This is a genomic window from Vibrio sp. V03_P4A6T147 (assembly GCF_002241085.1).
In the GTDB taxonomy this organism is placed as follows: domain Bacteria; phylum Pseudomonadota; class Gammaproteobacteria; order Enterobacterales; family Vibrionaceae; genus Vibrio; species Vibrio anguillarum.
Window position 1 is genome coordinate 5,149 of record NZ_NDIO01000380.1, and the last position, 7,069, is coordinate 12,217.

The 7,069-nt window shown below is 44.0% G+C and carries 5 protein-coding genes and 1 pseudogene; all 6 read right to left on the minus strand.

Annotated elements, in window-relative coordinates:
• Positions 1–96 precede the first annotated feature (96 nt).
• A complete protein-coding gene (locus B9J84_RS14465; protein WP_094124434.1) occupies positions 97–864 on the minus strand; it encodes a PKD domain-containing protein in 768 nt (255 codons plus the stop codon).
• Between the two features lie 22 nt (positions 865–886).
• Positions 887–1,123, minus strand: a complete 237-nt coding sequence (locus B9J84_RS14470) for a hypothetical protein (protein WP_017044213.1) — start codon at positions 1,121–1,123, stop codon at positions 887–889.
• Positions 1,124–1,199: 76 nt separating this feature from the next.
• Positions 1,200–2,835, minus strand: a pseudogene (locus B9J84_RS14475) (ATP-binding protein).
• Complete coding sequence (locus tag B9J84_RS14480) at positions 2,826–3,548, minus strand: winged helix-turn-helix domain-containing protein (RefSeq protein WP_017044211.1); 723 nt, start codon at positions 3,546–3,548, stop codon at positions 2,826–2,828. Before B9J84_RS14480 ends, B9J84_RS14475 begins: the two are co-directional and overlap by 10 nt.
• Before the next feature lie 257 nt (positions 3,549–3,805).
• Positions 3,806–5,497 carry an alpha,alpha-phosphotrehalase gene (treC, locus tag B9J84_RS14485; RefSeq protein WP_094124435.1) on the minus strand — a complete coding sequence of 564 codons (1,692 nt, stop codon included), beginning with the start codon at positions 5,495–5,497 and terminating at the stop codon, positions 3,806–3,808.
• A 61-nt stretch (positions 5,498–5,558) separates the two neighbouring features.
• On the minus strand, positions 5,559–6,983 hold the full coding sequence (gene treB, locus B9J84_RS14490) for a PTS trehalose transporter subunit IIBC (protein WP_026027679.1): 1,425 nt from the start codon (positions 6,981–6,983) through the stop codon (positions 5,559–5,561).
• Between the last annotated feature and the right edge of the window lie 86 nt (positions 6,984–7,069).

Here is a 7,069-nt window from a genome sequence, read left to right on the forward strand (position 1 = left end):
TTTCTCGATTGAGAACGATAAAAAGCCAGCTTTCGAGCTGGCTTTTTCGTTTCTTTACATCATAGCTCTATAAACTGACGTCACTAAGTAGTCTAGTTAACCCTCAATATACTGAAGTAGAGCGGTAACACAGCTTTGTGCATCACTGCAATTGATACTCTCTGGCAGTTCAGTCTGCAATAAAAACCCTTGTTCCAAAGAGTGGCAAGATGAACTTTCACTTAAACAAATCGGAACTCCTTGAGCAGAAAGGGCATTTAATAACAACAAAGCCGTTTGTATATTTCCACCAGCATTGGCGGCAAAATGTAGCTCAAACTCAGCAGCGCTATTGAGTGAGGCCAGCGCATGCTCTAATTGAGTGTCCACTTCGCTTAAAGAAACCGAATCTAAATCACTAAAGCTCAGCATGCCTTGGTTCCTATCAGCATACCGCCAAGCAACGATATCAACCTGCTGCATATAGGCTCGCTGCATGCTTTGCGCGGCCGCCTGAATGATCACCTGCATTTGGTCACTGTTGCTTCTTCCACCACTGTCTTTGACTGATAATTCAAAAATATACGTGCCAGCAATCGTAGGATAAAACGCCGTTGCTTTCAGAGAATCTGCATTGATCAAAGTAAGCGATTGAGGCCCAGAAACTTGACGCCAAGACTTCGTTTTAATTTCATATATTGATAACTCAGATTTCGCCGTTCCGCTCAACGTAATACTATTTACTGGCAGTATTAACATCTGATCAGCACCAGCATTAACCGTAGGCTTAGTCAGCTTATCCGCATCTTTCAAATCATCGGCTTTACATCCCACGATAAGTGCGAGCACACTCAGGATCACGAACAACTGGTTTAACTTAAACATAATATTTTCCTGTGATTAAGCATTAGAAGAGGTAACTGGTACTGATGGAAAGAAAGGCGACTTCACTACCGTCCAAATACATTGCAGCATCTTGTTGCGCGTAATCCATCATCACATTCGATTGCGTATTGGTTTGGCTGAGCTGGTCATTTAAGCGAACCCCATCGCTGAAGGCTGAGATCCATTCCATCGGTTTAGTGGCACTGGTAGATGAGAAAAATACGCCGCTTAAAAACAGCGCTAATAATTTGGTATTCATGCTTACTCCTTGTGAGCGGTCTGATTCACCGACCCATTCAAGGTAGCATTCTCAATACAAATAAATCGTCAGCAGTTTATTGACCATTTGTATCCAGTTTGGTCACATTAGGTAAAGAAATCTGTTTCGGCCATTGCAGTTCAAAACATGCGCCCCCTAATGCTGAACCATTTACTTTTACTCTAACCTTGCCTTGATGCCAACGAGTGATCTGTTTGACAATCGCCAGCCCAAGACCATGGCCTTTTTCACTATTACGCTCTTGATTATTCACTTGAGTAAAGGGCTCAAAAATACGTTCAATATCATCTGGCGCAATACCGGGGCCATCGTCTTCGACCACCAAAAAAAGTTGCCCATCAGATTCGTTCAACGAGAGATGGATCTCTTGCTGCGCAAATCGCGCGGCATTACTCAGCAAGTTTTTAACGGCCCGCAATAAAGCTCGATTATCGACAAATATCGTTTGCTGTCGCAACGAATCCAACACGCTGACACGCAATGTGAGTTGCGGGTTTTCAAGCTGGAAATGCTCCGCTTCTGCAACCAAATTGTCGGCAAAGTGGCAATAAGAAAAATGGCGAATATCTGTGATACGGTTATAGCGCGACAAAACAAGTGTCTGGTTAATCAAATGATCGAGATCTTCAATACTGGAGTGAATCACTTGGCGGTATTTTTCTTTCTGGCTTAAGGCAATGTCTTCATCCTCAAGCATTTCAAATGCAAAGCGTAAACGGTAGAGCGGTGTTCGTAAATCATGCGCCACGGCGTTGGTTAAGGTTCTTTGGCTGGCAATCAGCTTTTCGATGTTATTTGCCATATTATTAAAAGAATGACTGAGCTGAGAGACCACGGAAAGCCGAGATGTCGTCGCTCTACGAGATAATACTCCTTGACCAAATTCATTCGCCGTTTTTACCAGACGTTTCAGATCTCGCCATAAAGGATAAATCCACATAACTAAGGCCACAGAAATGGCTAAAAAAAAAGAAACCGCCGATAGCCGTAGTGAGCTTTAATTGGGTTTGGTAGGAAATATTGTCCTCGACGCGTAACCATGTATTCTCATCCACCGCAGCCAATAAGATCATGCTGCCTTGTTGATTGATATAACTGGTCATCTGCTCTTCATCAGCCAACAACTTACTTCGCTCGATGGGTGACAAATCTTGCTCTTGCAATAGACTTAACTCTAAAGGTATTCGGCTATTTTGCTCAGCAATACTGGTTTGCCATTGAGTACGAGGTTGGCTACGAAGATTTTCTACCGCGAGGTATAATGTACCTCTTGACTGGTTAAGCGCAGCGAGTTCTCTCGGTTCATTGATCGCGAAATAGAGCACTTTGTCACTGTTCAGCACTCTTTGCAAAAGTGCCATAGGATCACCATCTTGGAAAATGATCTCGCCTTTTTGCAACGCTTGATAAACTTCTGGGGAGGCGTGGTAACTGTCTAATGCCTCTAATCGAAGTGGGTAGCTGAAATGCTTAGCATAGCCGTCAATAATCGTTGTCCACTCAGCTTGAGGCGCTTGACGCAATTTTTCAGATAGAAACGTAAAGTTACTCTGATAGACAGGCTTATAAAACTCTTCAGAGATACTGCGGCTAAGATATGGGATCGGATTAAATTGCGTGGGAATACTGAGTAATAAGATCGGCAGAAACACAGCTACCCAGAGTACCCAAAAAGATCGAATCATGACCACTTCCCTTCCGATACAGCGCAGAGCTGATATCCTTTACCTCGAACCGTTTTTATCAACTTAGGTTCATTAGGATCATCTCCGAGCGCACGCCGCAAGCGTGATATACGACGATCAATTGAGCGATCTAAACCATCATATTCAAAACCACGCACATGCTGAGCGATATCATCTCTCGTGACAATGGTGCCGACATGTTGGGCGAGTAAATACAAGAGCTCAAACTCGCTGGTCGTGAGTTTTATGGGCTGCTGCTCAAGCAATACCGCTCGATGTTGCAAATTCATCCACAAGCTACCTATGCACAATTCATATTTGTCACTTTGACTTCCTCTTGCTTGCCTCCGAAGTAAAGCTCGAATACGTGACAGTAGCAAACGGGGCTTAACCTGCTTAACAACATAGTCATCGGCACCCAGTTCCAACCCCATCACCTGATCAATATCATCGTCTAACGCCGTTTGCATTAAGATCATACCGTGGTATTGATCTCGGACAGCGCGGCAGACATCCATACCACTTTGCCCTGGTAGCATAATATCCAGAATGACTAAATCAGGTTGCTCATCCAAAATCCGATCAACGGCTTGAATCCCATCCGCAACCGTTGAGACACAAAATTCATAGTGGTTGAGAAAGTCTTTGATCAGTTCCGAGAGTTCTAAATCGTCTTCAACGAGAACCACTCGATAAGAGGGGGAGAGAGTACTGTTCATTGTGTTTCACATCCGTTTGCTAAGAACGCAAACTATAGCGGATTGTGTTTCATCTTTGTGTGACTAATTGTGACCAAGCAACAAAGTTGTGGTGTTGTTAAAACATTAAACAAGTCATCAACAGCAGAGCCTACTGCGTTGAATCAATAAGAGTACGAAGAAAGTACCATTGGGCCGTGACTCATAAACAGAGTCGATAAAAAAGCCCCGAAAATTCGGGGCTGAAAAATGACTGAATCTATAGGGGTAGGACTCAATCAGGATACTAAATCGAACAAAATTACGCGTGTTTCATACGGACGAAGCACTTGATGTTCCAAAACTTTGAGTGGTTTTATATCTGTATAGTTGCCTAACAGGTATTTTGCTTTCTCAATCGGTAACTCTTTTGGCAGCACGCATTCGGTGTCAACGCCATAATAGTTATTGATACAGATCAGCACCTGTTTCGCGTTGCGTCGCTGGTAGGCAAAAATCTCTTTATGATCGGGTAGTAAATCGGTGTAATCACCATCGGTAATTACACCGATTTTTTTGCGCAGCGCTATCAACTCTCGATAGAAATAGAACACCGATTGCTCATCAGCTAACGCCCGTTGCGCATTCAATTCTTGATAGTTTTCTGCAATGTCTAGCCAAGGCTGACCTTGGCTAAAACCAGCAAAACGCTCTGCATTCCATTGCATTGGCGTGCGAGAATTGTCACGGGATTTTTGTGCAAGAATGGCCATCATCGCTTCATGACTTACCCCTTGCTGGTTCACCATGATGTCGTAAATGTTAGTACTTTCCACATCTCGGTACTGTTCAATAGCGGTGTAGCCGGGATTGGTCATGCCTATTTCTTCACCTTGATAAACATAAGGCGTGCCTTGCATCATATGAATCGATGCGGCCAACATTTTTGCCGACTCAACGCGATAACGTTGATCATCCCCTAAACGGCTCACGACACGAGGTTGATCATGGTTACACCAAAAAAGTGCTCCCCACCCTTTACCATTTAAACCCGTTTGCCAATGGTTGAAAATCTGCTTCAATTGCAAGAAATCAAATGGCGCTTTCGTCCATTTTTCACCGTTCGGATAATCCACTTTTAAATGGTGGAAGTTAAACACCATCGACAGCTCTTTGCCGTCCAAGCGTGAATATTGTTGGCAATGTTCAAGCGTTGTTGAGGACATTTCCCCCACAGTGACGCTGCCGTATTGTTGAAAAACAGCTTGGCTGATCTCTTGTAAAAATTCATGCACGCGCGGGCCATCGGTATAAAAACGGCGTCCATCACCTTGGTGATCATCACTGAAATCCTGCGCTTTTGAGATTAAATTGATCACATCGAGACGAAAACCATCCACCCCTTTTTCGGCCCAAAAACGAATCACTTGCTTCACTTCCTCACGAACTTGAGGATTTTCCCAATTTAGATCCGCCTGCTCTTTGGCAAATAGGTGCAGATAATATTGCCCTGTTGCGTCATCTAACGCCCATGCACTACCACCAAACTTTGACTGCCAATTATTTGGAGCCTGACCATTAATCGGGTCTTGCCAAATATAATAGTCACGATACGGGCTTGATTTATCACCCAACGCCGACTGAAACCAAGCGTGCTCGGTTGAGGTGTGGTTAACCACAATATCCATAATAATACGGATACCTCTTTGATGAGCTTGAGTCAGCAGTTCATCAAAATCTTGCATGCTACCGAATTGAGGATTGACACTGTAATAATCCGAAATGTCATAACCGTTATCAACCATCGGAGATGAATAAATGGGTGTCAGCCAAATGGCATCAATTCCCAAGCGGTGCAAGTAATCCAGTTTAGAGATGATCCCTTTGATATCTCCCGTTCCTTTATTGCCGCTATCACAAAAACTTTTGGGATAAATCTGATAGATGGTCGCAGTTTTCCACCACTGACTATCACTCTTGGTTATAACCATATTGACAACTCACTTACCAAAATGAAAATGAGTGGTGAAAACTCACCACTCGAATGAAAGGTTATGCACTTGCTGGCTCTAGCTCGCCTTTAGCTTGAGCTCGTTTGTATAAAAACAGAGTAAGCAGAATTGGGACGGCCATCGCCACCAGCATCGCGATGCCATAAATACCCCAGTATTGTGGTTGAATCGAAAGAATACCTGGTAAACCACCCACACCGATGCCATTCGCCATCACCCCTGCACTACCACAAATTGCGGCTGCAATAGCACTACCAATCATGGCGCTTAGCATTGGGAACTTGTACTTTAAGTTGACACCATACATCGCTGGCTCTGTCACACCCAAATAAGCCGAAATAGCCGCAGGAACAGAGATGTCTCGCTCACCGTGTTTTTTACTGATAAAGATGATACCGACGACCGCAGACGCTTGAGCAATATTTGACAGTGCAATCAGTGGCCAAATTGGCGTACCACCCATTTCTTGCATCAATTGCAGATCTACCGCGTTAGTGGTGTGGTGAATCCCGGTAATGACCAGTGGCGCATACAAGAAACCGAACACCATTGAACCGATAACCGCAAAATCGCCAGTCATTGCAGCTTTAGCCGCAAACGCGACGCCGTCGCCCAATACGCGACCAAATGGACCAATTAAAGCGTGGGCCAAAATAACGGACAATATGATAGAGATAAATGGCACAACAACGAGGTAAAGATAAGAAGGGATGATGCGCTTTAAGTTTGTCTCAATAAACGCCAGAGCAACACCCGCCAACATTGCAGGAATCACCTGAGCTTGATAGCCGACTTTCTCTATCACAAACAAGCCAAAATCCCACACTTCGGGCATCTGCTTACCGATCAGATAAGCATTCATTAATTGAGGCGAAACCAGAGTCACACCCAAAGTAATACCCAGTATCGGTGTTCCACCCAACTTTTTCACCGTTGACCAACAAACACCAACCGGTAGGAAGAAGAAAATAGCCTCGCCAATTAACCATAAGAAAGAATGAACCGTGGCCCAAAATTGGCTAATTTCAACCAAGGTTTTTCCATCGAACATACGAATGTCGCCAATGACATTACGAAAACCGAGGATTAAACCGCCAGTGATGATCGCTGGCAGCAAAGGAACAAAGATTTCCGCAAGATGCGAAATGCCACGTTCTAAAAAGTTCATGTTTTGGCGAGCGGCTTTCTTCGCTTCATCTTTAGAAACGGCTTCTTTGCCTGAAAGCCCGATTAAGATGGCGTAAACTTCGTCCACCTCAGTACCAATCACAACTTGAAACTGCCCAGCATTGGTAAAACACCCTTTAACCATGCTCAGCTGTTCTAGTCCTTTTTTATCCGCCTTGTCGGTATCATTTAAAACAAAGCGTAAACGAGTCAAACAGTGACTCACACTGGCGATGTTCTCTTTACCACCTACCAGCTCGATAAGACGTATCACGTCTTGCTTCGCTATCTTGGCCATATTTTTGCCCACCCTATATTGGAATACTGTCTGTTTTTCTTTTTAATGGGAACATTCCCACCTGCAAGTGCAATATTGACATAAAT